A 25,138-nucleotide genomic window follows, 5' to 3' on the forward strand; every position below is an offset into this window, starting at 1 on the left:
GCGCTGATTAATCACCTATAGTTGAGGACTAGCGCCGATACTAAAGCGTTACCTGATCCGAAGCCGAGCTCTGCCAGCGGATCACGGTACGAATCACCTCCTGGCAGAGGCGGGGGAACCACAACCGGCCGTTGCAAGACGGCCTTGGGGTGAAGTCCGTCAGCGGCAAAGCACCTCCGACGAAGGATTCCTTTGGGATACCCCTGTGTCGGATGCCTTGCATTGGCGGACCGGGTCTTTGATCTCTCTGACCCGAATCCGACAGCTAACTCCGCAGGCTTCCCAGAGAGGATAATTCTTGACCACGCAGACCGTCAGGGGCCGCCGCAGGGCGACCGGTCCCGCTTCGGAGTACCCCGTGGCCGAAGCCGTAATGACGGTCAGGCCGCGCGACGCACACCGTGATGCGCGCCGGCGCCGGAGCCTGTTCAGCCAGGTGACGGACTTTGCCTCGGCGAGCGGCGTGGGTCAGAAGGCAGGCATTGCGCTAGCCGCCACCGGACTGGTCCTCACCGTGACCGTCCCGTCAACCAGCCCCATGGTCGCCACGTCAGACACGGCAAATACCGCCGCCGCATCAGTCGCGGCCCAGCCGGAGGTCTCCGCGGCCGCCAGCGCCAAGATCGATTTCAACCGGACCACCGTAGCCACCAAGGGGGATCCGGACGGCAAGCTCAAGCAGTTGCTGAGCGCGCAGTCAGCCGGAACCATCACCCGCGCGGCATCCACCGGCAGCCTGGGCGCGCCGCTGGAACAGATGGTCACCGCATCACCTTTCGGCTTCCGGGTCAGCCCGATCACGGGCGGAGCCGGCGAGTTCCACCGCGGCCAGGACTACGCGGCCCAGTGCGGCACGAGCGTTTTTGCTGCCGCCAGCGGAACCGTGACCTTCTCCGGCTGGCACCCCTACGGCGGTGGAAACCGTGTGGTGATTGACCACGGCAACGGCCTGGAAACCACGTACAACCACCTCTCGTCGTCCAGTGTCCAGGTCGGCCAGAAGGTCAACCGCGGCGATGTGGTGGCGCTCAGCGGGACCACCGGCGCCTCCACCGGCTGCCACCTCCATTTCGAAGTGATGGTCAACGGCGAAGTCGTCGACCCGCTCGGCTGGCTCTGATCCAAACGATGGGTCACTCTCGCATCCCTGTGACATGCCGTGACCTGAATGTGACATTCGTTCGGAATTCCTGTACCGTTTAGAGCACGCCAACTTTTCCGAAGTTGGCGCTCTTGAGTGGATTGCCTAACTCTGCCACCGCTCAAGGTCCGTTCGCATTACATCGTCTGGCAGAGGCGGGGGAACCAATTTTGGTCTTCGCAAGAAGACCTTGGGGTTAAGTCGCAACGCTTCCCAGGAAGCCGAGCGGCCGGGTGACTCCCATCCGAATCCGACAGCTCACCTCGTAGGCATTGGGAGAGGCTACCTTCGTGTCTACACGTCACAATTCTGCGCGCCACCGCGCGCAAACGGTTCGTACGAACCCGTTGAACTCCGTGTCCAGGGCTGTTACTGCCAACGCCGGGACCGTAGGTCGCCAGGCGGCTGTCATTGCAGCTGCTTCCGGACTGATCCTTAGTGTTGGGATGCCGGCAAACGCCGCCGATACCAACCTGGGCGTTTCCGCTTCGACGGAGTCCGGCTCACAGTCGGCCCAGCTGACCGTAACTGCAGAACCGACAGCGACTGTTTCCTTCGAGCGTCCGGCAGTGACCACGAAGGCAGCGCCCAAGGTTGAAACCGTTCGGGCACAGTCCACCGGTACGGACGCCAGCGAGACCTCCACTGAGGCTGCCGGAGAGGCCAAGGCAAGCAAGCTTGCTGACGCCGCATCTTCCGCAGCAGCATCGGGCCTCGCTGCTATCGCTTACACCGGTATCGGCAGCCCGTACGTCTGGGGCGGCACCACTCCCAGCGGTTGGGACTGCTCAGGCTTCACCCAGTGGGTTTACGCGCAGGCCGGCATCAGCATCCCCCGCACCAACGCATGGACAGCCATGACGCCTACCGCCACACCGGCGCCGGGCGATCTTGTCATGCAAAACGGCGGCGCCCACGTTGGCATCTACGTCGGCAACGGCATGATGATCAGCGCGCTCAACCCCTCGCAGGGCACTCTCCTGCACGCTGTGTCCGCCACGGGCACTTCTGCGTTCTACACGCTTCGCTAAAACACGCGCTTCCCTTCGCTGAAGCGCGCGTTCTTCGCTAAAAACCCTGTTCGGGCCGTTCCGGCTTACCCCCAAGATGCCGGAGCGTCCAAAAACCGCGGCCTGCCATGCAGTCTGAGGAAAACGAAAGAGAGAACTAATGACTACACGTGCCATCGCACGGCATCGCGCCGAGGTTACTAAGACCAACTCGCTTGCTGTCATTGCCAAGGCCGTCGGCGACAACGCCGGTGGCATGGGCCGTCAGGCTGCGGTTATCGCTGCTGCCTCCGGTCTGGTCCTGACGAGCGGTATCGCAGCCAACGCTGCCGACACCAATGTTCAGCGCGAAGCAACCTCTGCTTCCACCCTGGAAGTCCAGTCTTCCGCTCCGGCCAACATCTCGGCTGCATCCAGCATCGCCATCTCCTTCGAGAAGCCGGCTGTTTCCACCTCCCCGGCTCCGGTCGTTGAGGCTCCGAAGCCGGTTGTTGAGGTCCAGGAAGCTGCTCCCGCGGCCGCTCCGGCTGCCGTTGCAGAGACCGTATCCGCCCCGGCAGCGCCGGCGGCCCCGGCGGCCCCCGCTGCTGCCAGCGGAAACGGCGCCTCGATCGCAGCTGCGGCTTACGCCCAGCTCGGTGTTGCCCAGGACTGCACGGCCCTCGCCACCAACGCGCTTGCAGCCGTAGGCATCAACTACCACGGCTGGCCGGCCGGTTACCTTTCCCTGGGCCGCACCGTGAGTGCAGCCGAGGCACAGCCGGGCGACCTCGCATACTACGAGAACGGCGGCATGGGCATGGCCCACATCGCTGTATACGTCGGCAACGGCCAGGCCGTGCACGGTGGCTGGAACGGTGGAACCACCTCCCTGTTCAGCGTCAACGTCGGCTCAGGCCCGGTCTTCATCCGCGTTGGCGGCTAAAGCCTCCAGCTGACGCTTGCCGGAAGAACCCCTGCCTCCGGGCAGGGGTTCTTCTGCGTTTCCGGCAGGTGAATTTTTGCCGACACGGGGTGTATGGTAAAGGACCGATTCGGTGATCGGCCACTTGAGTGTTTACTCTTGTGTTGTCGATCCATAGCCCGGACAAGCAGAGGGCAGCCGGCCCTCGAGCCCCTGACGGGTGCGGCCGTGAAGAGGTATGTGCATGCGCACTCTCGTTCTTAATGCTGGATATGAACCGCTGGCGGTTGTAACCTTCCGCCGGGCGCTGGTTCTTGTGCTGACCGGAAAAGCTAGCGTAGTGGCCGAGGGCGACGATCCTGTCGTCGGGCCGCAGGAGATTCTGGGCCGCCCGTCCGTGATTCTCCTGAACCGTTACATCCGGCCGCGGTACAACACAACCACCGCGGTGAGCCGCCGGGGCGTCCTGCGCCGTGACGCCCACCGCTGCGCCTACTGCGGTAAGGCAGCACACACCATTGACCACGTCCACCCGAAATCGAGGGGCGGTGCGGACTCCTGGGAAAATCTTGTGGCCGCCTGCCTTCGGTGCAATAACGTGAAGGGCGACCACACGCCGGCCGAGATGGGCTGGAAGCTCAGGTTCGTGCCCGCGCCTCCGCACGGCACCATCTGGCAGATCAAGGAGCTGGAAAAGCCCACCCCCGCTTGGGACCCTTTCCTTCTGCCAGAATCCGCCGCCTGAGGCGTCACCCCTGCGCAGACCCGCCTCAATGGCTAGGCTTGCCTTGTGGAGTTTGATGCCTTAATCCTGGCGGGCGGCCGGTCATCGCGGCTGGGTGGCGTGCCCAAGTCCCAGCTGATGTACGACGGCGCCACCCTCCTGTCGCGGTCGCTTTCGGCGGCTGCCGGAGCTGGCGCCGCCGTGGTGGTGGGCCCGGATCCCGGCGAACTGCCTGCCGGTGTCCTTACCTGCCGCGAGGAGCCTGCCTTTACGGGACCTGCCGCGGCTATTGCTGCGGGTCTGGCGGCACTGGAACGGGCGCGCGGTCCGCTCCGGGCCGCGATGACGCTGATTCTGGCCTGCGACATGCCCAAGGCGGATCAGGCGGTTGCCGCCCTTAGGGCCGCCCTTACGGACCATGGCCCGGACCCCACGGGGCCGGATGGTGTCATGTCCATTTCCCCTGACGGCCGCAAACAACCCCTCGCAGGCCTTTATAGCACAGCCGCGCTACAACGTTCCGTAGACGAAATGGACAGGAGCGGGGGGCTTGCAGGAGCTTCAGTGTTCGCCCTCCTTGCTAGGCTTGACGTGCGGACTGTTACCGTCCCCGCCGGTGCCACGGATGACGTGGATACTTGGGACGATGCCACCGCGCTAGGGGTGTCCCGCCAAGGGTCTTGAGCCACCGTCGGTGGGACCGTGCGGTGGCACCGCAACCGAATTTTTGAGTTTGGAGGCAACAGTGAAAAGCCAGGACGAAACGCTGGAGGACTGGTGCCGGGCGCTGCTGCAAGCCTTCGAGTTGGAGGACGTCGAGGTCGATGTCAATGAAGTACTCGCGCTGGCCGGTGTGGCTGCGCACTCCGTCGTGCGGCCGGCGGCGCCGTTGACGACCTTCATCGCCGGCTTCGCGGCGGGAATGGCGACGGGTTCCGGGCAGGCCCCTGATGCGGTCTCCATGCAGGCCGCCCTGGGCGTGGCGCGGGCGCTTGCCATGGACTATGCCGCAGTGGAGCCGGCTGTGCCCGGGCAGCCTGCCGTGTCAGGTTCTGAGCCGGTTCGGACCGATCAGGCCTCCGGACCGTCCACCAACAGCGGGACCACCGGCGCATGACGGCTGCGCCGCCGGACGGCGGTGACGCCGCCAGCGACGTTCCTGACCACGGGCAATCCTCCGGCCGCACCGCACCCGGCGCGGCTGAAGCCGGTGCCGGCACCGGTGCGCCCGGGGCAGCGGCCGAGGCCGATACAGGATCCCACGATGCCGGGCACACCCATTTGGCGCACACCTGGCAGGAAGCCCGGCAGAGGTCATTCGATTGCGCCACACCCATTCCGCCGGGACCGGTGCCGCTCAGGAGTGCGCTGGGCCGGACGCTCGCTGCCGATATTACGGCGCTCCAGGATATGCCCCACTACGCTTCATCCGCCATGGACGGCTGGGCAGTGAACGGGACGGGGCCCTGGATTTTGGCCGAACCCGGCCAGAGGCTTGCGCCGCACCAGGCCAGTCCCATCGTCACCGGCGGCCTCATACCACCAGGGGCCAAGGCTGTGCTCCGCAGCGAAAGCGGCATGATCACTACGGACGACGAGGGGCTCCCCATCCTTGCCCTTGGTGGTGCAGCAAGGCCCGGTGAACCGAAGAACGGCCAGCACATCCGGAAGGCAGGCGAGGAAGCGGCCGCCGGTGACGTCCTGGTCAAAAGTGGGGCAGTCCTCAACCCGGCCCACCTGGCCCTCGCGGCACTGGCCGGCCACGACTCCCTCCGGGTGCAGGGGAAACCTGTGGTCAGGATCCTGCTGACAGGCTCCGAGGTGGTTACCGCGGGCCTGCCTGCTCCGGGCAAGGTGCGCGACACCTTCGGCCCGCAGCTTGGGGCTGTGGTCGCGATGCTCGGTGGGATCTGCGCCGGGCAAAAGAAAATAGGCGACGGCTACGACGAATGGCTGGCTGCCCTGGAAGACGACGGACCGGAATCGGCCGGTCCGGCGGAGAAGACCGTGCCGGATGACGGCTCCGTGCTGTTGCCGGAAGAGCCGGTGGCGGAAGAAGCGCCTGCCGACGTCGTCATCACCACCGGCGGAACCGGCCGGTCCGGGACTGATCACCTCCGCCGTGCAGTCGCGGAACTGGGCGGCCGCCTGCTGATCGACGGCATCGCCATGCGCCCGGGACACCCGGCCGTCCTCGCCGAGCTGCCGGACGGCCGCTTCATCCTTGGCCTGCCGGGCAATCCCCTTGCCGCGATGATGGCCCTCTGCACGGTGGGCGCGCCCCTGCTCGCCGCCCTTGGCCACGGAACCCTCCCTCCGGTCCATGAGGTGCCCTGCGGCGCGATGATCGAGGCTGATCCGGGGCGGACCCGGCTGATGCCCTTCAGGCTGCTGTACGGGATGGCGTCCCCTGCCCGGCACGCGGGGCCCGGCATGATGCGCGGTCTTGCTGCTGCCGACGGCGTCCTTGTTGTTCCGCCGCACGGCGTCCAGCTGGGCGAAGCGGTGCCCGCCTTCGCCTTGCCCTGGGGCGCTCCGATCCAGGCTGCGGAACCCGCCGCCGCGAAGGCCAAAGCCGCTCCCCGCAAGGCCCCGCGAAAGCCCTCAGCCTCGGACGGGCCGGTGGACTGGAGTGCGCTGCTCGGCTAAAACGGTCCCGGCTGGTGAAGGTGGTCCGGGCTTGCAATGATGGTCATATCCCGCACTTTAAGGAGCGCATCGTGGCCCGCATGACGCAACGCCGCAAGATCCACAGGTTCGTCCTGGACGGCTCAGCCCAGTCCCTCGCATTCCCCGTGCGGCACCGGGAAGATGTCCTGGCCGTGGAGGAGCCGCTGGAAATCAGGCTCGGCTCGCTCCCGTTCACCGTCACCATGCGAACGCCCGGCGACGATTTTGACCTCGTGGCCGGGTTCCTGGTGTCCGAGGGCATCATCTGGAACGCCGAGCAACTCATCTCCCTGCGGTTCTGCGCGGGCGAGGATGAGGACGGAGTGCAGACCTTCAACGTCGTGGAAGCGCAGCTCAGGCCGGACGTCGTCCTGCCTGAGCGGGGACGCAACATCTTCACGTCAAGCTCGTGCGGCATCTGCGGCACCGATTCCATCGACGCCGTCCGTAAGTCGTCGCATTTCAGCCCGGCGGCGGATCCGCTGACCGTGCCCGTGGAGACGCTGTCCGGACTCCCGGACAAGCTCCGTGCGGCGCAGGCCGTCTTCGACGCCACTGGAGGTGTCCACGCAGCCGGCCTTTTCCGGATCACCGACGACGGCGGTGCGGAGCTGCTGTGCCTGCGCGAGGACGTGGGACGCCACAACGCCGTGGACAAGGTGGTGGGCTGGGCCCTGCGCGAACGGCTGCTGCCGCTGGCGGGGACGGTTTTGCAGGTCTCCGGCCGGGCATCCTTCGAACTCGTTCAGAAAGCGGCGCTCGCCGGGATTCCGGTACTCGCGGCCGTCAGCGCCCCTTCCAGCCTGGCCGTTGAACTTGCCGCCGCCAGCGGCATGACCTTGGCGGGCTTCAGCAGGGGGTCCACCCTCAACGTTTATGCCGGAGACCACCGTGTCACGGCGCCCGCCCCCGTGCCGAGCTAGGGCAGAATGCTTGGTTTATTGGGCCCGGCGCAGTAGATTTTATCCATCGAATGGACGCGCCGATCCGCTCCTTCGGCTGAGTTCAAGGGCTTGCGCATAAGCTGAACCCAACGCCCGGGCGCATACCGTGCACCAGCTGTCAGCTTCCACACAACAGGCATTAAAGAGGACTACATTGCACGACGACCGCCGCATCACGGAAGTCCGTCTGGACCGCTTCATGCGCGAACGCGTGGACCCTGCGGTGTACTCCCGCAGCGTTCCGCTGAACCTCAGCGCCTGGGACGTTCCGGACGAGCCTGTCTCCGTTCTGGAGGCCCTGCGCCACGACTTCGTGCCGCTGGAACACGGATCGGCGTGGGGCCGCCCCTGGAGCACCAAATGGCTGAGGCTGCAGGGTGAGGTGCCCGATTCCTGGGGCACGGCTCCCGATACCGCGGTGGAAATAGTGGTGGACCTGGGGTTCACCCGGGAGCTCCCGGGCTTTCAGTGCGAAGGGATCGCCTGGCGGCCGGACGGCACCATCATCAAGGCCATCTCGCCCCGGAACCAGTACATTCCACTGAAGCTCCTCGGCAGCGGGATGGCAGTGGACTTCTACGTGGAGGCCGCCGCCAACCCCGATGTTGCCCAGGGGTGGACTTTCGCAGCCATGCCCTACGGTGACAAGGCAACAGCGGGAAGCGACCCCAAATACCGGCTGGGCGCCATGGCCATCGCCGAGCTCAACCAGACGGTGTGGGAACTGCAGCAGGACGTATGGACGCTCAGCGGACTCATGCATGAGCTCCCGATGGAACTGCCGCGCCGCCACGAGATCCTGCGCGCCCTGGAACGGATGCTGGACGTCATGGATCCGGACGATATTCCCGGCACCGCCGCGGCAGGCCGCGCAGCCCTGGCTGAGGTTCTCTCCCGTCCGGCGTATGCCTCCGCCCATCAGCTGGTCGCCACCGGACACGCGCACATCGATTCGGCGTGGCTGTGGCCCGTCCGGGAGACCATCCGCAAGTGCGCGCGCACCTTCTCCAACGTCGTGGCCCTGATGGACGAGTCTCCCGACTTCGTTTTCTCCTGCTCGTCCGCGCAGCAGCTCGCCTGGATGAAGGAGTTCTACCCCGAGCTGTTCGGCCGGATCCGCGAGAAGGTCAAAGCGGGCAAATTCGTGCCGGTCGGCGGCATGTGGGTGGAATCCGACACCAACATGCCGGGCGGTGAGGCCATGGCCCGGCAGTTCATCGAAGGCAAGGGGTTCTTCCTCGACGAGTTTGGCGTGGAGTGCCGGGAGGCATGGTTGCCCGATTCCTTCGGCTACTCGGCTGCATTGCCGCAGATCGTCAAGGCTGCCGGCGGCAAGTGGTTCCTGACCCAGAAGATCTCCTGGAACCAGGTCAACAGGATGCCGCACCACACCTTCAACTGGGAAGGAATCGACGGCACGCGGCTGTTCACCCACTTCCCGCCCGTGGACACCTACAATTCGGAGCTGAGCGGCCGGGAATTGGCACATGCGGAACGCAACTACCGGGACCACGGCCGCGGAACCGTCTCCCTGGTCCCGTTCGGCTACGGCGACGGCGGCGGCGGACCGACACGGGAGATGATCGCCGCCGCCCACCGTACGGCCGATCTCGAAGGGTCGCCGAAGGTCCGGATCGGAACGGCTGCGAATTTCTTCACGCAGGCGCAGGCCGAATATGCGTCCCTGCCCGTCTGGGTGGGGGAGATGTACCTGGAGCTGCACAGAGGGACCTACACCAGCCAGGCGAAAACCAAACGGGGCAACCGGCGCAGCGAACACCTTCTCCGCGAGGCCGAACTGTGGTGTGCCACAGCATCAGTGCGCACCGCCGGCGGGTTCGCGTATCCGGCGGCCGAGTTGAAGCGCCTGTGGCAGCTGGTCCTGCTGCAGCAGTTCCACGACATCCTGCCCGGCAGTTCCATTGCCTGGGTCCACCAGGACGCAGAGCGGAACTATGCGGCCATCGCGGAAGGCCTTGAAGCCATCATTGCCGATGCCGCGCGCGCCATGCTCGGTGAGGGCAGCCGCGAGTTCCTGCTGAACGCCGCGCCGCACGAACGCAGCGGAGTACCCGCTCTTGCCGCCGCCGAACCGGTCCGGAGCGACCACCCGGTGACGGTCACCGAGCATGCCGGGGGATACATCCTGGACAACGGCGTGATCAGGGCCGTGCTGGACTCGAACGGACTCCTGACTTCCCTCATCGACCACGCAAGCGGCCGCGATGCCATCGCCCCCGGCCAGCACGGGAACCATCTGGAACTACACCGCGATACGCCCAACGAGTGGGACGCGTGGGACATTGACGAGTTCTACCGCCGCAACGTCACCTCACTGACCGAAGCGCGTTCGGTGACGCTCGAGCGGGGCGGCTGGGACGCCGTCGTCGTGGTGGAACGACTGGCGGGAGCATCCGCGATCACCCAGCGGATTTCGCTGGAGGCGGGTTCCGGCTCGCTGGGCATCCTGACCTCCGTGGATTGGCAGGAACGCGAAAAGCTGCTCAAGATCGGATTCCCCCTGGACGTGCGAGCAGACCGTTCGGCGTCAGAGACGCAGTTCGGGCATGTCTTCCGGCCCACCCACACCAACACGTCCTGGGAGGCAGCCAAGTTCGAAGTTTGTGCCCACCGCTGGATTCACGTGGCGGAGCCGGGTTACGGCGTGGCGGTCACCAATGCCTCCAGTTATGGACACGACGTCACCCGCACCGTGAGGGACGACGGCGGCACCACCACTACCGTCCGTACCTCGCTGTTGCGCGCGCCCAAGTATCCGGATCCCGACGCCGACCGGGGGCGGCACGAGCTGCTGGTGACCATCAGGCCCGGGGCGGCCATTGCTGACGCCGTGGAGGAGGGCTACCGGACCAACCTGGCCCCGCGGATCATGAGGGGCGCCAACGCTGTCCGTCCACTGTTCACGGTGTTCAACCAGGGAATCGTGGTTGAGGCGGTAAAGCTGGCGGAGGACGGTTCCGGTGACGTCATTGTGCGTCTCTATGAGTCCCTGGGGGAGCGGTCCGAGGGAATCGTGACAGCCAATTTCGAAACCAGGCAAGTGCAGGTAGTGGACCTGCTGGAGCGTCCGGTTGCGGGCCCGGGTGTTGAAACCGGCCGGGATTCCGCAAAGCTGACGTTGCGTCCGTTCCAGCTGCTCACCCTGCGGTTTGCCCGCTGAGCCCCGCCCCTGAGTAGTCCGGCCCTTAACAGGCTGAGTGGGGGCGGTCCCCAACGGCCCGCCACCACTCATCCCCCCAATAGCGCTCAGTGGCCGCCCGGGGTCGAACGGATTGTCCCCGTTCTCGACGCCAGCCGTCAGTCACTTTCACACTTTCATGATTCTCTCACGTTCTAATGATTTTGTGAAAGACCTAAGCCTACTTTGCAGTAGATGACCTTCGCGCGCCCGGCTGCATTGCCCGGACCCGTGCAATCCAGAAGGCGGCAAGTCCAATTACGAAGCACAGTGCCGCCCCGTAATTGATGATGAATCTCAGGGATTGCCACTGAACCGGGATGAACGGGAAGAGCAGGCTCAGGGCCAGGGAAACGCCGCCGACGGCCAGCAGCAGGGCGCCGGCGCGGACCAGCGCCGGCAGCCTGCTGGCCACGGCTTTCACCATGGCCGGTAGAAGGACTAGGGATACGTAGGCCGGATAGGCTCGTCCCGCAGCGCCGTAGTACTCGACAAGCTCGGCATTCCGGGCACTCCGCCCGGAGACGGCCACAAGCCCCGCCGAGGATCCGGACGAATCCATCATCAGGAAAAAGACGACCATGACGGCAGCGATGACGCCGAATACAAGCCCTCCCGGCAGTCCCAGGAGCCAGCGCCGTGACCCGTCGGCGCCAAAGCCCCTGATGAAACGCAGCCCAATGAAGAAGATGACGGCGAAGATCACGAACCGAAGCACGAGGTTGGTGACGTTGGTGCCGCCGAGCAGTTGGTCGATGGCGACGTAGGGGCCGTCGATGCTGAGGAGAATCGCGAGGGTGGCCAGCACGAAAATATAGAAGAGCGACCTGTTCTCACCCCTCACGGCACTCGGAATGCGGGCCAACGCCGCGGCACAACAAATGGCCAGGGTGGACCATTGCAGGATCTCGATCATCCCAGGTTCTCCCAGATAGTTTTGGTTTGTTCGTGGTCTTGTTCTTGGCGCTTGAGCGTCTTCCCCAGTGCCTGCAGCCTGTCGCCGGCCAGGGCGGTGAGCTCTCCGTCGGACAAAGCATCCAGGGCTGCCTGCCTCGCGCCCGGGGGCCACCCGGCCTCCGCCTCCGTGATCATTCCGGTGGCTACCAGGCCGCCGGTCAGTCCCACCCCTGCTGCCTTGGAGGTGGCGATGGCCAGCTCCGGAGTCAGCCGGTTGGCGGTCAGCTGCGCGGAGTAGTTCTGCGGGGCGATTCCCGTGGCCGAGGAAACCCGGTGCCGCAGCTCGCCGTCGTCGATCGCATCAACCCAGTTCTTGACTGACGTCGCGTGCGGGACGGTGGTCAGGGGCGGGCCCGGCTGCGGCTGGTCAGCTCCGCTCCCTCCCGCCCCGGCGGAGCGGGCAATGACTGCCTTCAGCAGATCCGTGGTGGCGATCTGGCTGACCAGCTCCGCGGCAGTGGGAGGTAAAGGGCTTCCGGTCAGCTCGCTGTAGTTCTGGAATGTGGCCAGTGCCGATACGGGATTGATGTTGAAGGCCCGGCTGATGCTGACAACGGTGCTTTCGGCCACCTTCCCCCGGACCAGCTGCTGCGCCAGGGTGGTCCGCTTGACCCCGGAGATCCTGCAGATGTCGGCAGTGCTCGCCTGGGGCGCGATTCCGTGAAGCCAGCGTTGGAACGCCTTGGCGGGGAGTGGCATGAATGGCTTCCTGCAGGGTGGGTCGGTCGGATGTCGTCAGTCGATTTTACGGCGGGGGGTATATGAACTATGCTAAATGGTCGAACCCGTTGGTCCGTACACCCCCCAAGTCCGGACCAGCGGGTTCTTCCATGCCCGGCGGCACTTCAGGCCGTTTTGGGCCGCAGTGAGAGGATGGACTAATGACTGCAACCCTTGTTGCCAAAGACCTTTCGGGCGGTCACGACCACCGCACACTCTTCTCAAAACTTTCCCTCACAGTGGCGCCGGGCGACGTTGTGGGCGTTGTGGGCGCAAACGGCGCCGGCAAGTCCACCCTGCTCCGGCTGCTGGCCGGTGTGGACCAGCCCCTGGCAGGATCGGTAAGCCTGGCCCCGTCCGATGCCTTCGTAGGCTGGCTGCCGCAGGAACACGAACGCGTCCCGGGCGAAACCGTGGCGGACTACGTGGCGCGCCGTACCGGCTGCGCCCAGGCGACGGCGGAGATGGAGTCCACAGCGGAGGCCCTCGGTTCGGGCGCCCCCGGCGCCGACGACGCCTATTCCCTGGCCTTCGACCGCTGGATGGCCTCCGGCGCGGCGGACCTTGACGAGCGGATTGCACCGGTCCTTGCCGACCTGGGGCTGGACGTGGGGCCCGAGGCCCTCATGACGGGACTTTCCGGCGGGCAGGCAGCCCGTGTGGCGCTGGCTGCGCTGCTGCTGAGCCGCTTCGACGTGGTGCTGCTTGACGAGCCCACCAACGACCTGGACCTCAACGGACTGGCCAAGCTTGAATCGTTCGTGCAAGGCCTCCGCGGCGGCGTGGTCCTGGTGTCCCATGACCGTGAGTTCCTGGCACGCTGCGTCACCACCATCGTGGAGCTGGACCTGGCGCAGAACTCCGTGGCGGTGTACGACGGCGGCTATGAGGCCTTCCTGGAGGAACGCGCTGTGGCGCGCCGCCATGCCCGGGAGCGCTACGAAGAGTTTGCCTCCACCAAGGCGGACCTGGTTTCCCGTGCCAGGACGCAGCGTGAGTGGAGCTCCCAGGGCGTGCGCAACGCCATGAAGAAAAGCCCGGACAACGACAAGATCCGCCGTGCGGCCTCCACCGAATCATCGGAGAAGCAGGCCCAGAAGGTGCGGCAGATGGAATCCAGGATCTCCCGCCTCGACGAAGTCGAGGAACCCCGCAAGGAGTGGCAGCTGCAGTTCAGCATTGGCCAGGCGCCGCGGTCCAGCGCAGTGGTGGCAACGCTGCGCGACGCCGTCGTCCGCCAGGGGGACTTCACCCTCGGACCGGTGAACCTGCAGCTCAACGCCGGGGAGCGGATCGGCATCACGGGCCCCAACGGGGCCGGCAAGTCCACGCTTCTGCGGCTCCTGCTGGGGATCCGGGAGCCCGATTCCGGCAACGCCGCGATGGGCGCTTCGGTGGCCGTCGGCGAGATCGACCAGGCCCGCGGCCTGCTGGCCGGGCACCTCATGCTGGGTGACGCCGTCGAAGCCGTCCTGACCGGGCTGACCCCGGCGGAGGTCCGCACCCTGCTTGCCAAGTTCGGCCTTAAGGCGGACCACACCTCCCGCCCGGTCGACTCGCTCTCCCCGGGCGAGCGGACCCGCGCAGCGCTTGCGCTGCTGCAGGCGCGCGGCGTGAACCTGCTGGTCCTGGATGAGCCCACCAACCATCTGGACCTGCCCGCGATCGAGCAACTCGAAGAAGCCTTGGAAAGCTACGACGGCGCTCTGCTCCTGGTGACCCACGACAGGCGACTGCTGGAAAACGTGCGTCTGGACGTCCGGTGGAATGTCGAGGACGGTGTGGTGACTGAACAGCATGCCGACGCAGGAACGCCGCGCGGCAGCACTGACCGAGCCAACGAACGCGTCACGAAAGGCCAGCCAAGATGAGCATGGACCGGGTAGCCTGGAGCTCCCTTTACAACATCACACGGGCTTCCAGCGGTTCCAAGCCGTTCTCCAAGGCCACGCTGAAGCGCGTGTTCGGCTTCGCCCGGCCGCACCGGAACAAGCTGATCGCCTTCGTGCTGCTGTCCATCGCCACGGCAGTCCTTGCGGTGGCCACACCCGTCCTTGCCGGCCAGGTGGTGGACGCCATCATCGCCGGCGTGGGCGTTGACGTGGTGATCCGGCTGGCCGTGCTGATCGCCGTCGTGGCCGTCGCCGAAGCCGGGCTTGGGCTCGTGACGCGCTGGCTGTCCTCCACCATCGGTGAGGGCGTGATCGTGGACCTGCGCACCAAGGTGTTCGACCACGTCCAGAAGATGCCGATCGCCTTCTTCACCCGCACCAGGACCGGTGCCTTGGTCAGCCGGCTGAACAACGACGTCATCGGCGCGCAGTCGGCTTTCGCCGGCACGCTGTCCGGCGTGGTCAGCAACGTGGTGGCTTTGGCGCTGACGCTCGTGGTGATGCTGGGCAAATCGTGGCTCGTCACCGTGCTGGCCATGATCCTGCTGCCGATCTTCCTCATCCCGGCACGCCGGATGGGTTCCAAACTGGCGGATCTTCGGCGCGAGGCCGCCGAACACAACGCCGCCATGGGCACGCAGATGACCGAACGCTTCTCTGCCCCCGGTGCGACGCTGGTCAAGCTCTTCGGCCGCCCCGATGAGGAATCCCGCGAGTTCGCCGTCCGCGCCGGCCGCGTCCGGGACATCGGCGTACGGACCGCCATGCTCCAGTTCACCTTTGTCACCGCCCTGACCCTGGTCTCGGCGCTGGCGCTCGCCCTCGTGTACGGGCTGGGCGGCTTCCTCGCCCTGCAGGGGCAGCTGGCCGCCGGCGACGTCGTGGTGCTGGCCCTGCTGCTCACGCGCCTCTATGCGCCGCTCACCGCCCTTTCCAACGCCCGGGTGGAGATCATGAGCGCCCTGGTCAGTTTCGAACGGGTCTTCGAGATCCTGGACCTCAAGCCCCTCATCCAGCAGAAGCCCGACGCCGTCGAGGTACCGCCGGGACCGGTGTCCGTGGAGTTCGACGACGTCCGCTTCGCCTACCCCTCCGCTGACAAGGTGTCGCTGGCTTCGCTCGAGGATGTGTCAACCCTGGACACCCGCGGCGGCGAGGAAGTGCTGCACGGCATCAGCTTCCGGGTGGAACCCGGCCAGACCGTGGCCCTTGTCGGTTCCTCCGGCGCCGGCAAGTCCACCATCGCCCAGTTGCTGTCTCGGCTGTACGACGTCGATTCCGGCGCCGTTCGCCTTGGCGGGACCGTGCCCAAAAGCGGCCTGGACGTCCGTGACGCCACCTTCGATTCGATGCGGGCAACGCTGGGCATGGTGACCCAGGACGGCCACCTCTTCCACGAATCCATCGCGTCCAACCTGCGGCTGGCCCGTCCGGACGCCACCGAAGAGGACATGTGGGATGTGCTGCGCCGGGCCCGCCTCGAGTACATGATCCGGTCCCTGCCGGACGGCCTCGATACGGTGGTGGGGGAGCGCGGCTACCGGCTCTCCGGCGGCGAACGCCAGCGCCTCACCATCGCCCGGCTCCTAATCGCACAGCCGCGGGTAGTGATCCTGGACGAGGCCACAGCAGCCCTGGATTCCACCAATGAGGCGGCCGTGCAGGCTGCACTGGGGGCGGCGCTCGAGGGCCGCACCGCCGTCGTCATCGCCCATCGGCTGTCCACTGTGCGCGCCGCGGACATGATCCTGGTGGTGGAGGACGGCACCATCGTGGAGCGCGGCACCCACACCGAGCTGCTCGCCGCTGAAGGCCGCTATTCGGAGCTCTACCGCACGCAGTTCGCCGAGGCCAGCGCCGTGGTGGAAGAAGCCGTTCCGGAGTTCTAGGCCCGGCCCTGGCCCGCGGCGAGGGCGGGCAGGATGTGGTCCGTCAGCAGCGGTGCAAGGTCTGGCGGCAGCACGGCGGCCAGGTCCAGCCAGCGGATTTCGGCGATCTCCGCTGAGGGGTGCGCGCTCCATGTGCCCGGGGCGGCGAAAACCGTTGCCTCGATGTCCGTTGCTGCCTCGTTGGCGGCGTCGGCGAGCCACACGCCCATGAACCGGAGGTCTTCCGGGGCTACGGCGATGCCCACCTCTTCCAGCAGCTCACGCGAGGCGGCCTGGGCCGCGGTTTCGCCGGGTTCGGGTTTGCCGCCGGGGTGCATGAACTTGTCCGTGCCGCGCTTGCGGACGGTCAGCAGGCGGCCGGCATGGTCATAGACGCAGACGGCGGACACAACAATGCGGTCTTTCACGGCTCCGACCCTAGCCCATCCGCGGCCGGAGGGTCTTCGCCCGGACCGAGCCTGCGCAGCACCGATTCCAGGAGCAGGTCCTTCCTGGGCCCCTGGACGTCCCACGTGTAGCTGAATTCGTCGGGGCCGCGGAGGGCGTACGTCACGCGGTAAGTGTCCGGATCACACCAGTGCTTGTCCTGCCTGGCCGTTTCCCGGAAGCTCATCCGGTGGAAGGGCCGCCCGTCGGGGAACGTCATATCCATCGCATCGGAGGCGTCGGCAGGCTGCAGGATGTAGTCACGGCTTGCGGTGCCAGTGAAGGTGCCGCCGTCCGGAGCAGGCCAGCGCATGGTGCCCTCTTCGTGGAAGTGGAGGCCGCCGTCGTCGTCCTTCGCGGAGAACCGGGCGACGCCGGTAAAAGTGCCCCGTGCGCCGGTGCTGCGGTCCCACAGGGCACGTTCCACGGACCAGCTGCCCAGCAGGTAGGCACGCAGATCGAATTCCTGCGCTGCATCCTGTGGCTGGAAGTTCAAGTGCCCTCGATTGGAATCGAACCAACGACACCGGCTTTAGGAGAGCCGTGCTCTATCCACTGAGCTACGAGGGCGGGCGTCCGAAGCGGTTGGCACAGGCCGTCCTGTTCGGGCACGGATACAAGCATACAAGGTGCCGGCCCGTACTACGCTCTTGGCATGACTGCAGCAACACCAGCAACTTCCTACCGGGCCGGCTTCCTGCCGGATATCGCCTCAAGCCGGGAGTATTTCGGGGCGTGGGCCAAGCTGAGCGTGCTGCAGTATTTCGTGGCGGAGTCGGCTGTGATCGCGGCGTGGGCAGGACCCGAACCCTATGACCGGCGGACCGGCTACATCAGCGATCTCGGCGCCACCCAGTGCGCCGTGTACGAGGGCCGGGATGTGTGCTCACCGCTGCACGCGGTGATGAATGCCTCGTTCGTGGTCCAGGGCCTGGGCATGCTGGTGGGGGCGCTGCTGCTCAGCTCGGCACTTTTGTGCGTGGCGGCCCGGCCCGGTGTCCGGCTCGCTTTCGGTCCCGGCCACCGTGTCCCGTGGTTCACCGCCCTCGCGGCCAAGGTCCTTACCTTCACCGCGGGAACCGGGACAATCATCGTGGGGGTGGTGCCCGAAGACGCCGGATGGTTTGCCGTGCATCTGACCGGCGCGGTGATGTTCTTCCTGGGGGGAGCGCTGGCGCTGCTGCTGCTGGGGTGGTTGTGGCTGAAGCAATCACCCCTGGCCTGGTTCATCCTCGCCTGCGGAGCTGTTTCCTTCGGGGCGCTGGTGGTCGGCGGGCTGACCGGCATGGATGTCCCGGAACCGGGCACGCTGGAACGCTTCATGGGCTACCCGGTGACCGTTGGCCTGGCAACGTCGGGGCTGGTGATCGCCCAGCGCGTGCGTCAGGAACTGAAGGCGCGGAAGGCCGCACGGGCCACAGCCCGGGCTACTGCTTCCGGGGCTTCCGGCCAATAAACACGGCGGCGCCGCCGGCCAGAAGGCTCAGCACGAGCAGTACCCAGCCGGCGACGGTGAGGGCGGACGCGAGGGCCACCTGGCCGGCGTCGACGGCTGATGCGGACATCATCGAATCAATGGCGGCGTTCCCCCACAACCGGACTGCGGCGAAGAGGAGCGGGAGCGCCCAGAGCGCCCAACGGAGCCCCTTGCGGGCAACATTGGTCCCGATCAGCAGCAGCCAGGTGAAAGCGAGTATCAGCGGGAACAGGGTGCCCGCCGTCTTGTGGAGGTAGTTGAGCTGGCCGCGCGCCTCCTCGTTCATGGCCGACCTCAGCTGGTCCACGAACCCCTGGTCAAAGCCCCCGATCAGCGAATCCGGCATGGGCAGGCCCCCGGAGAGCTGGGTGAGCTGGTTCAGCGTCAGCAAATGCAGGTACCAGAACAGGAAGAGGCTGGCCACGACGCCGGCAATGAGGATCAGGCTGCTGTTGTTCTGTGCCTTCTCCGGGGTCCGCTGCGTGGTGGGGTTGATCACCGGCGGCAGATGGTGCTGGGGAACGGACGCCTTGGCGCCGTGTTTCTTGATCCGCTGTGCTGGTGTCTTGGCCATGCGTTCATTATCGCTGGTCCTGTGCCTGGAACCTGTCCTTGGCCGAAGGCCAGCTATAGGCTGGACGCGTGACGGAACTGGGAAGACACAAACTTGGCAGGCACAGCGCGGCGGAACTCAACGCGGGCCTGGACGACTACGAGCTGGCGGAAGCGCTGGTCAGGGAAGCAGGAATGCTGGCCCTCATGATGCGCCAGGGCGGCCTGGAAGGGCAGCAAAAGACGTCGGTATCCGACGTCGTGACGGCAGCCGACCATGCCGCCGAAGACTATGTGCTCGAACAGCTGCGCCGCTGCCGGCCGGACGACGGCATCCTGGGGGAGGAGGGCGCCTCCGTGAAGGGGAGCAGTGGCCGGACCTGGGTGATCGACCCAGTGGACGGAACCTACAACTTCCTGCACGGCTCCACGTACTGGTGCTCCGCGCTCGCCCTCAAGGACACTGCCGGCACGGTCCTGGGGGCCATTTTCCAGCCCGAGGAGGACAAGCTCTGGCTCGGCGGAACCACCCGCCCCGCGACCCTGAACGGTGAACGGCTCACTTCCTTCCACGACGGTGGCGGAGCCAGGACCCTCACGCCGCTGGCAGAGCAGGGCGCAGCAACGTACATCCACCCGTCCTGGCTCGCGGACCCGCTGTGCGCCATGCCCTGGCACGCTGCAGCCACCGGTGCTGCGGCGCTGCGGATGTTCGGCTCGGGATCCTGCGACCTGGGCCGGGTGGCCGACGGCGAACTGGACTGCTGGTTCCAGCACAGCTGCCCCGAATGGGACTGGCTGCCCGGCAAGGCAATCGTGATCGCCGCCGGCGGCACCGCCGACGTCGTCCGGATCAACGGACTCGAGTGGTTCGTCGCGGGAGGCACGACGGCGGTCCGGCAGCTTCGCGCGGCCCTTGAATCGGGCTCGGTGGAGTAGCCACGGAAGTTAGTGTCGGCCCCACCGCCTAGACTTAGAGCACCATGGATATGTTGTTTGACCCGTATGCTGACGGACCGTTCAAGGCTGCCCCGCAAGCGGCAGCGCTCACCAAGTCGCGCCCCGGGGCAGGCGAAGATCCGGCGCGCTACGGCAACGGCGGGCCGGAATCCGAGGGGGAACGGGCACGTCCGAAGCTGCCGGGCGTGGACGAACTCCTGCAGGGCCTGAATCCCCAGCAGGAAGAAGCGGTCAAGCACACCGGCGGGGCGCTGCTCATCGTTGCCGGAGCCGGATCCGGCAAGACACGCGTGCTCAGCAACCGGATCGCCTACCTCATCGCCACGCGGAGGGCGCATCACGGTGAGATTCTGGCCATCACCTTCACCAATAAGGCCGCCGCGGAAATGCGGGAGCGGATCGAGGCGCTGGTGGGCGGGCGCGCAAAGATCATGTGGATTTCCACCTTCCACTCGTCCTGCGTGCGCATCCTCCGGCAGGAAGCTGCCAATGTTGGGCTGAAGTCCAATTTCTCCATCTATGACTCCGCGGACTCGCTCCGCCTCGTCACGCAGGTGTCCAAGAGCCTTGACCTGGATCCCAAGAAATTCGCACCCAAGGCCATCCAGCACAAGATCTCGGCGCTGAAGAACGAGCTCATCGACGCCGATTCCTACTCGTCCTCCGCCAACCACAACGATCCCTTCGAGTCCGCCGTGGCCGATGTCTTCAAGGGCTACACCCAGCGGCTGCGCCAGGCGAACGCCATGGACTTTGACGACCTCATTGCCGAAACCGTCTACATGTTCCGCGCCTTCCCGGCGCTCGCCGAATCGTACCGCCGGCGCTTCCGGCATGTCCTGGTGGACGAGTACCAGGACACCAACCACGCCCAGTACGCGCTGGTCCGTGAAATTGTGGGCGAAGGTCCCGGAGCCTCCGAGCTCACCGTGGTGGGTGACTCGGACCAGTCCATCTACGCGTTCCGCGGCGCGGACATCCGCAACATCGTGGAGTTCGAAAAGGACTACCCGAACGCCCGCACCATCAAGCTGGAACAGAATTACCGCTCCACCCAGAACATCCTCACCGCCGCCAACTCGGTGATCTCCCGCAACCCGAACCGGCCGGAGAAACGGCTCTGGACCGCCGAGGGCGAAGGCCACAAAATCATCGGCTACGTGGGCGAGAACGAACACGACGAAGCCCAGTTCATCGCCAAGGAAATCGACAGGCTGCAGGACGAGGACAACCTCCGTCCCGGCGATGTCGCCATCTTCTACCGCACCAACGCCCAGTCACGTTCCATCGAAGACGTCCTGGTGCGCGTGGGGCTGCCGTACAAAGTGGTGGGCGGCACGAGGTTCTACGAGCGCAAGGAAATCAAGGACGCCCTCGCATACCTGCGCGTGCTGGTGAACCCCGACGACGACGTCAACCTGCGCCGGGTGCTCAACGAACCCAAGCGCGGCATCGGCGACCGCGCCGAGGGCGCCGTGGCAGCCCTGGCCGAACGCGAACGGACCTCGTTCATGGCCGCCGCACGGCGGGCGGACCAGGCGCCCGGCATGGCAACCCGCTCGGTCAACGCGGTGCTGGGTTTCGTGAAACTCCTGGACGATCTCGCCGAGGTGGCCAGCGGCTCCGGTGCGGCGGCCGCCCTGGAAGCGGTCCTGGAGCAGACCGGCTACCTGGCCGGGCTGCGGTCCAGCACCGATCCCCAGGACGAGTCCCGGGTGGAGAACCTCGCCGAACTCGTCGCCGTCGTGCGTGAATACGAACAGGAAAACCCTGAAGGTTCCCTCGGCGCCTTCCTGGAGCAGGTGTCCCTCGTGGCGGACGCGGACCAGATACCGGATGCCCCGGGCGCGGACATCGACGCCGCCGTGGCGGAAGCCAAACGGCTGGGCGTCGTCACACTCATGACCCTCCACACGGCCAAGGGCCTGGAGTTCCCCGTGGTCTTCCTTACCGGCATGGAGCACGGCCTCTTCCCGCACCAGCGCTCCGCCACGGATCCCAAGGAACTCGCGGAGGAGCGCCGGCTGGCCTACGTGGGCCTGACCCGTGCCCGGAAGCGCCTCTACGTGACGCGGTCGGAAGTCCGCAGCATGTGGGGCCAAAGCCAATACAATCCGGCCAGCCAGTTCATCGAGGAAATCCCGGCCGAGCTGGTGGAATGGCGTCGGGAAGGCACCAGCCGTCAGGTCAGCGGCTGGGGGAGCGGAGCCGCCATCGGGTCCAGCCGGTACAGCGGTTCGTTCTGGGGCGCCGGCACGGCCCGCGGCCAGGCGGCCAGCCCTTCCGCCGGCTTCAATGCCGACGTTCCGGCCGCCGTCGCGAAGAACCGCGTCCAGCCGCAAAAAGAAGTGGTGGCGGTCAGCGTCGGGGACAAGGTCAACCACACGAGCTTTGGCAACGGCACGGTCCTGGCCGTTGAAGGCGCCGGGGACAAGACTGTGGCCAAGGTGAAGTTCAGCGTCGGCGAAAAGCGGCTGCTGCTGAGGTACGCGCCGCTGACCAAACTGGACGCGTAGCCCCTGCAGGCATAATGGAGCGCATGCGACGGACTGTACCGGGGATCCTGGCCGCCCTCATCCTGCTGGCCTGCACTTCCTGCACCATTACGCAGAAGGATCCGAACTATGTTCCGCCGCCGCCGCTTCCCGCGCTGGAACAGCTCGAGCAGGCACCTCTGGCTGACGGTACCCGGTTCTCTGCGGGCAGCGACGTGCTCAGCTTCGTCACGGCCGACCACAGCGCCGTCTGCTCGCTGACCTCGGCACGCGGCGAGCACGTCAACCTGCCCTATGAGCAGAACGCCTACAGCGACGGCGCCAACAACAAGCTGGCTATCGTCCCGGTGGCGCACTGCCAACTCGCCTTTTACCCCAAACCCGATGCCGCGGACGTAACGGATGATTGTGCCGGAACGGGCCTGGGCTACCTCGGCGGCACCGCGTTGCTCACGCCGGACAAGGCAGGCTACGGCGAATGCCGCTCCGGCATCACCCAGATGGAGGCCGAGTTCGGGCCCAAGGGCAGCAAAAACGGGCCGATATCCCAGCTGCCGGTACTGGAAGACGGACAGAACCTCGAGCGCAACGGCCTGCGGTGCTCGGCCTATAACGGCGGCGTGGCCTGCGGAAACGTCTCGGCCGGCGTCGGCTTCTTCGTTTCCCGGGACCGTTACGAACTAATTTCTGCGGACAGTGCAGACCCCTCCGCGGCGCCGTCAGAGGCGCCAAAATCCCCGTAATCTAGCGGTTTTTCTACGCTCCATAGAATAGTGTCCTTACTCACATAACAGGTACTCTGGAACGGGCCGGTCCGCATAAAGGACTAGAGTTCCGAGAGGAGCATTGCGCCGTGTGGCTCGTTTCCGAACCAGTCGCAGGGTGCGTTTATTCCGCAGCCCGGTAACCACGATTACGTGGGGTCCGGCTGTACAGAAACTACTTCGACGTAGAAGGACACTAAACCGTGGACCTGTTTGAATATCAGGCGCGCGATATGTTCGAGGCGCACGGTGTACCCGTGCTTGCTGGCATCGTGGCGCACACCCCTGAAGAAGCAAAGGCAGCTGCCGAGAAGATCGGCGGCGTAACTGTCGTCAAGGCACAGGTTAAGGTCGGTGGCCGCGGCAAGGCCGGCGGCGTTAAGGTCGCAAAGACCGCCGACGAGGCGCTGGAGCACTCCACCAACATCCTGGGCATGGACATCAAGGGCCACACGGTCAACAAGGTCATGATCGCCCAGGGCGCGGACATCGCCGAGGAATACTACTTCTCCGTTCTGCTGGACCGGGCCAACCGCAACTACCTGGCCATGTGCTCGGTTGAAGGCGGCATGGAAATCGAACAGCTCGCCGTCGAACGCCCCGACGCACTGGCAAAGGTCGCCATCGATCCCGCAGTGGGAATCGACCAGGCCAAGGCCGACGAAATCGTTGCCGCTGCCGGCTTCGCTGAGGAACTGCGCGGCAAAGTCGCCGACGTCATCCTGAAGCTCTGGGACGTTTTCAAGAAGGAAGACGCCACCCTGGTGGAGGTCAACCCGCTGGTCAAGACCGGCGCCGGAGACATCGTTGCCCTTGACGGCAAGGTGACCCTGGACGAGAACGCCGACTTCCGGCACGCCAAGCACGCACTCCTGGAGGACAAGGACGCTGCTGATCCGCTCGAGGCCAAGGCCAAGGCGCAGGACCTGAACTACGTCAAGCTGGACGGCGAAGTCGGCATCATCGGCAACGGCGCCGGTCTGGTCATGTCCACCCTGGACGTCGTTGCCTACGCCGGTGAAAACCACGGCAACGTCAAGCCGGCCAACTTCCTGGACATCGGCGGCGGAGCCTCCGCCGAGGTCATGGCAGCCGGCCTGGACGTCATCCTGGGCGACGAGCAGGTCAAGTCCGTGTTCGTCAACGTCTTCGGCGGAATCACCGCGTGCGACGCCGTGGCCAAGGGCATCGTCGGAGCATTGGCCGAGCTGGGCCACTCCGCGAACAAGCCGCTGGTCGTCCGCCTCGACGGCAACAACGTCGAGGAAGGCCGCCGCATCCTGGCCGAGGCCAACCACCCGCTGGTTACCCTGGCCGCCACCATGGACGAGGGCGCCGACAAGGCCGCCGAGCTCGCCAACGCAGCTAAGTAAAGGGACGCACCATGTCTATCTATCTGAACAAGGACTCCAAGGTCATCGTCCAGGGCATCACCGGCGGCGAAGGCACCAAGCACACCGCCCTGATGCTCAAGGCCGGCACCAACATTGTGGGCGGCGTCAACGCCCGCAAGGCCGGCACTACGGTCCTGCACGGCGATAATGAAATCACCGTTTTCGGCACCGTCAAGGAAGCCATGGCCGAGACCGGCGCCGACGTCTCCATCGTCTTCGTGCCGCCGGCCTTCACCAAGGATGCCGTCGTTGAAGCCATCGAGGCCGGCATCGGCCTGGTCGTCGTCATCACCGAAGGCGTGCCGGTCCAGGACTCCGCCGAGTTCTGGGCCCTGGCCCAGTCCAAGGTCGACGCCAACGGCAAGCAGGTCACCCGCATCATCGGACCGAACTGCCCCGGCATCATCACCCCGGGCGAAGCCCTGGTAGGCATCACCCCGGCCAACATCACGGGCAAGGGCCCCATCGGCCTCGTCTCCAAGTCGGGCACCCTGACCTACCAGATGATGTACGAACTGCGCGACCTTGGCTTCTCCACCGCCATCGGCATCGGCGGCGACCCCGTCATCGGCACCACGCACATCGATGCTCTCGAAGCCTTCGAAGCTGACCCGGAGACCAAGGCGATCGTGATGATCGGCGAAATCGGCGGCGACGCTGAAGAGCGCGCCGCGGACTACATCAAGGCCCACGTCACGAAGCCGGTTGTCGGCTACGTCGCAGGCTTCACCGCTCCGGAAGGCAAGACCATGGGCCACGCAGGCGCCATCGTCTCGGGTTCCGCGGGCACTGCGCAGGCCAAGAAGGAAGCCCTCGAGGCTGCCGGCGTCAAGGTCGGCAAGACGCCGTCCGAGACCGCCAAGCTGCTGCGCGAGGTTTACGCAACCCTCTAGGCTACTAAGCAGCACCGCAACGCGGGGTCACGCCGCCGTCCTTCGGGACGGCCGGGTGGCCCCGCGTTTTTTGGTTAATGCCCGACGTCGGTCGGTCACCCGCCCCGGGCAAGTGGCCGGTCGACGT

Annotated in this window: 22 protein-coding genes, 1 tRNA gene and 2 riboswitches; of the genes, 17 read left to right on the plus strand and 6 right to left on the minus strand. The window is 66.0% G+C overall.

Features of this window, described 5'->3' with window-relative positions; translation table 11 throughout:
- The first annotated feature begins 51 nt into the window (after window positions 1-51).
- Window positions 52-295, plus strand: a riboswitch (cyclic di-AMP (ydaO/yuaA leader).
- A 3-nt stretch (window positions 296-298) separates the two neighbouring features.
- From JOE41_RS15065 to JOE41_RS15105, 9 genes are all read left to right on the plus strand, one after another.
- Entirely contained in the window at window positions 299-1,120 is an 822-nt protein-coding gene (locus tag JOE41_RS15065) for a M23 family metallopeptidase (protein WP_043429401.1), read from the plus strand.
- A gap of 113 nt (window positions 1,121-1,233) precedes the next feature.
- Window positions 1,234-1,427, plus strand: a riboswitch (cyclic di-AMP (ydaO/yuaA leader).
- A 160-nt stretch (window positions 1,428-1,587) separates the two neighbouring features.
- Window positions 1,588-2,172, plus strand: a complete 585-nt coding sequence (locus JOE41_RS15070; RefSeq protein ID WP_245200726.1) for a C40 family peptidase — start codon at window positions 1,588-1,590, stop codon at window positions 2,170-2,172.
- Between the two features lie 139 nt (window positions 2,173-2,311).
- Window positions 2,312-3,076, plus strand: coding sequence for an NlpC/P60 family protein (locus JOE41_RS15075; RefSeq protein ID WP_011690662.1), 765 nt, complete (start codon window positions 2,312-2,314; stop codon window positions 3,074-3,076).
- 223 nt (window positions 3,077-3,299) lie between these two features.
- Window positions 3,300-3,800 carry an HNH endonuclease gene (locus JOE41_RS15080; RefSeq protein ID WP_011690663.1) on the plus strand — a complete coding sequence of 167 codons (501 nt, stop codon included), beginning with the start codon at window positions 3,300-3,302 and terminating at the stop codon, window positions 3,798-3,800.
- Window positions 3,801-3,845: 45 nt separating this feature from the next.
- Entirely contained in the window at window positions 3,846-4,463 is a 618-nt protein-coding gene (locus JOE41_RS15085; RefSeq protein WP_209752804.1) for a molybdenum cofactor guanylyltransferase, read from the plus strand.
- A 61-nt stretch (window positions 4,464-4,524) separates the two neighbouring features.
- Window positions 4,525-4,896, plus strand: a complete 372-nt coding sequence (locus JOE41_RS15090; RefSeq protein WP_083812658.1) for a DUF6457 domain-containing protein — start codon at window positions 4,525-4,527, stop codon at window positions 4,894-4,896.
- On the plus strand, window positions 4,893-6,428 hold the full coding sequence (locus JOE41_RS15095) for a molybdopterin molybdotransferase MoeA (RefSeq protein ID WP_209752805.1): 1,536 nt from the start codon (window positions 4,893-4,895) through the stop codon (window positions 6,426-6,428). The genes JOE41_RS15090 and JOE41_RS15095 overlap by 4 nt, the downstream gene beginning before the upstream one ends.
- A gap of 71 nt (window positions 6,429-6,499) precedes the next feature.
- Window positions 6,500-7,372: a formate dehydrogenase accessory sulfurtransferase FdhD gene (gene fdhD / locus JOE41_RS15100; RefSeq protein ID WP_043429406.1), complete on the plus strand. Its 873-nt coding sequence runs from the start codon at window positions 6,500-6,502 to the stop codon at window positions 7,370-7,372.
- Window positions 7,373-7,547: 175 nt separating this feature from the next.
- Window positions 7,548-10,574 (plus strand): glycoside hydrolase family 38 C-terminal domain-containing protein, encoded by a 3,027-nt coding sequence (locus tag JOE41_RS15105; protein ID WP_209752806.1) that lies wholly within the window; start codon window positions 7,548-7,550, stop codon window positions 10,572-10,574.
- A gap of 199 nt (window positions 10,575-10,773) precedes the next feature.
- On the opposite strand, the gene JOE41_RS15110 is transcribed toward JOE41_RS15105, so the two are convergent.
- On the minus strand, window positions 10,774-11,508 hold the full coding sequence (locus JOE41_RS15110) for a hypothetical protein (RefSeq protein ID WP_209752807.1): 735 nt from the start codon (window positions 11,506-11,508) through the stop codon (window positions 10,774-10,776).
- A complete protein-coding gene (locus JOE41_RS15115; protein ID WP_011690670.1) occupies window positions 11,505-12,248 on the minus strand; it encodes a hypothetical protein in 744 nt (247 codons plus the stop codon). Before JOE41_RS15115 ends, JOE41_RS15110 begins: the two co-directional genes overlap by 4 nt.
- 182 nt (window positions 12,249-12,430) lie before the next feature.
- On the opposite strand from JOE41_RS15115, the gene JOE41_RS15120 reads away from it, so the two are divergent.
- Both JOE41_RS15120 and JOE41_RS15125 read left to right on the plus strand, forming a co-directional pair.
- Window positions 12,431-14,140: an ABC-F family ATP-binding cassette domain-containing protein gene (locus JOE41_RS15120; RefSeq protein ID WP_209752808.1), complete on the plus strand. Its 1,710-nt coding sequence runs from the start codon at window positions 12,431-12,433 to the stop codon at window positions 14,138-14,140.
- Entirely contained in the window at window positions 14,137-16,050 is a 1,914-nt protein-coding gene (locus tag JOE41_RS15125) for an ABC transporter ATP-binding protein (RefSeq protein WP_209752809.1), read from the plus strand. Before JOE41_RS15120 ends, JOE41_RS15125 begins: the two co-directional genes overlap by 4 nt.
- Here JOE41_RS15125 and JOE41_RS15130 read toward each other — a convergent pair.
- The 3 genes from JOE41_RS15130 to JOE41_RS15140 all read right to left on the minus strand — a co-directional run bounded on the left by JOE41_RS15130 (window position 16,047) and on the right by JOE41_RS15140 (window position 17,046).
- Window positions 16,047-16,457 (minus strand): NUDIX domain-containing protein, encoded by a 411-nt coding sequence (locus JOE41_RS15130; protein ID WP_209752810.1) that lies wholly within the window; start codon window positions 16,455-16,457, stop codon window positions 16,047-16,049. The two genes, JOE41_RS15125 and JOE41_RS15130, sit on opposite strands and share 4 nt — an antisense overlap.
- Window positions 16,454-16,972, minus strand: coding sequence for a DUF6314 family protein (locus JOE41_RS15135; protein WP_209752811.1), 519 nt, complete (start codon window positions 16,970-16,972; stop codon window positions 16,454-16,456). Before JOE41_RS15135 ends, JOE41_RS15130 begins: the two co-directional genes overlap by 4 nt.
- Before the next feature lies 1 nt (window position 16,973).
- Window positions 16,974-17,046, minus strand: a tRNA-Arg gene (locus JOE41_RS15140).
- An 85-nt stretch (window positions 17,047-17,131) separates the two neighbouring features.
- On the opposite strand from JOE41_RS15140, the gene JOE41_RS15145 reads away from it, so the two are divergent.
- Window positions 17,132-17,932 (plus strand): DUF998 domain-containing protein, encoded by an 801-nt coding sequence (locus tag JOE41_RS15145; protein ID WP_209752812.1) that lies wholly within the window; start codon window positions 17,132-17,134, stop codon window positions 17,930-17,932.
- On the opposite strand, the gene JOE41_RS15150 is transcribed toward JOE41_RS15145, so the two are convergent.
- A complete protein-coding gene (locus JOE41_RS15150) occupies window positions 17,904-18,527 on the minus strand; it encodes a hypothetical protein (protein WP_209752813.1) in 624 nt (207 codons plus the stop codon). The two genes, JOE41_RS15145 and JOE41_RS15150, sit on opposite strands and share 29 nt — an antisense overlap.
- A gap of 68 nt (window positions 18,528-18,595) precedes the next feature.
- On the opposite strand from JOE41_RS15150, the gene JOE41_RS15155 reads away from it, so the two are divergent.
- The 5 genes from JOE41_RS15155 to sucD all read left to right on the plus strand — a co-directional run bounded on the left by JOE41_RS15155 (window position 18,596) and on the right by sucD (window position 25,011).
- Window positions 18,596-19,444, plus strand: a complete 849-nt coding sequence (locus tag JOE41_RS15155; protein ID WP_011690677.1) for an inositol monophosphatase family protein — start codon at window positions 18,596-18,598, stop codon at window positions 19,442-19,444.
- 44 nt (window positions 19,445-19,488) lie between these two features.
- A complete protein-coding gene (gene pcrA, locus JOE41_RS15160) occupies window positions 19,489-21,981 on the plus strand; it encodes a DNA helicase PcrA (protein ID WP_209752814.1) in 2,493 nt (830 codons plus the stop codon).
- 14 nt (window positions 21,982-21,995) lie between these two features.
- Window positions 21,996-22,703: a hypothetical protein gene (locus JOE41_RS15165; RefSeq protein ID WP_011690679.1), complete on the plus strand. Its 708-nt coding sequence runs from the start codon at window positions 21,996-21,998 to the stop codon at window positions 22,701-22,703.
- A gap of 224 nt (window positions 22,704-22,927) precedes the next feature.
- Window positions 22,928-24,097: an ADP-forming succinate--CoA ligase subunit beta gene (gene sucC, locus JOE41_RS15170; RefSeq protein WP_011690680.1), complete on the plus strand. Its 1,170-nt coding sequence runs from the start codon at window positions 22,928-22,930 to the stop codon at window positions 24,095-24,097.
- A gap of 11 nt (window positions 24,098-24,108) precedes the next feature.
- Window positions 24,109-25,011 carry a succinate--CoA ligase subunit alpha gene (sucD, locus tag JOE41_RS15175; RefSeq protein WP_011690681.1) on the plus strand — a complete coding sequence of 301 codons (903 nt, stop codon included), beginning with the start codon at window positions 24,109-24,111 and terminating at the stop codon, window positions 25,009-25,011.
- The last annotated feature ends 127 nt before the right edge of the window (window positions 25,012-25,138 follow it).

It is taken from the genome of Arthrobacter sp. PvP103, from assembly GCF_017833075.1.
GTDB lineage: Bacteria > Actinomycetota > Actinomycetes > Actinomycetales > Micrococcaceae > Arthrobacter.

Coding starts and splice junctions, on each gene's coding strand:
- JOE41_RS15070 (WP_245200726.1), top strand. CDS start 1,588: ATGCCGGCAAACGCCGCCGATACCAACCTGGGCGTTTCCGCTTCGACG.
- JOE41_RS15075 (WP_011690662.1), top strand. CDS start 2,312: ATGACTACACGTGCCATCGCACGGCATCGCGCCGAGGTTACTAAGACC.
- JOE41_RS15080 (WP_011690663.1), top strand. CDS start 3,300: ATGCGCACTCTCGTTCTTAATGCTGGATATGAACCGCTGGCGGTTGTA.
- JOE41_RS15095 (WP_209752805.1), top strand. CDS start 4,893: ATGACGGCTGCGCCGCCGGACGGCGGTGACGCCGCCAGCGACGTTCCT.
- JOE41_RS15110 (WP_209752807.1), bottom strand. CDS start 11,508: ATGATCGAGATCCTGCAATGGTCCACCCTGGCCATTTGTTGTGCCGCG.
- JOE41_RS15115 (WP_011690670.1), bottom strand. CDS start 12,248: ATGCCACTCCCCGCCAAGGCGTTCCAACGCTGGCTTCACGGAATCGCG.
- JOE41_RS15120 (WP_209752808.1), top strand. CDS start 12,431: ATGACTGCAACCCTTGTTGCCAAAGACCTTTCGGGCGGTCACGACCAC.
- JOE41_RS15125 (WP_209752809.1), top strand. CDS start 14,137: ATGAGCATGGACCGGGTAGCCTGGAGCTCCCTTTACAACATCACACGG.
- JOE41_RS15145 (WP_209752812.1), top strand. CDS start 17,132: ATGACTGCAGCAACACCAGCAACTTCCTACCGGGCCGGCTTCCTGCCG.
- JOE41_RS15150 (WP_209752813.1), bottom strand. CDS start 18,527: ATGGCCAAGACACCAGCACAGCGGATCAAGAAACACGGCGCCAAGGCG.
- pcrA (WP_209752814.1), top strand. CDS start 19,489: ATGGATATGTTGTTTGACCCGTATGCTGACGGACCGTTCAAGGCTGCC.
- JOE41_RS15165 (WP_011690679.1), top strand. CDS start 21,996: ATGGAGCGCATGCGACGGACTGTACCGGGGATCCTGGCCGCCCTCATC.
- sucD (WP_011690681.1), top strand. CDS start 24,109: ATGTCTATCTATCTGAACAAGGACTCCAAGGTCATCGTCCAGGGCATC.